The sequence below is a fragment of the Sedimentibacter sp. B4 genome (genome assembly GCF_000309315.1).
GTDB lineage: Bacteria > Bacillota > Clostridia > Tissierellales > Sedimentibacteraceae > Sedimentibacter > Sedimentibacter saalensis.
On sequence record NZ_CANG01000504.1, the window covers coordinates 1 to 235 of the forward strand.

Here is a 235-nt window from a genome sequence, read left to right on the forward strand (position 1 = left end):
CGGCTCGTCCTGGTCCCGCCGATGAGCGGGCTGCTCACGATCCGCCTGGGCGACCGCGAGCTGGCCGACATCCCGCTGCGGGGGCGCCGGATGAAGGTGACGGCGCCCGAGATCGCGACAGAACTGCACGGGCTTGTCGGGACGGTCGCGGGACGGCGGGTGCCTGGCGGCGGATCGGCCGTGGTCGTGGATCTCCGCTTCGGGTCGTCCACGCGAGTGGCCGGATCCTGGACGG

At 73.6% G+C, this 235-nt stretch carries 1 protein-coding gene; it reads left to right on the forward strand.

The genetic code is table 11. The features are described from left to right. A partial coding sequence (locus BN358_RS27690; RefSeq protein WP_232233129.1) for a hypothetical protein occupies positions 1–235 on the forward strand: 235 nt, incomplete at both ends.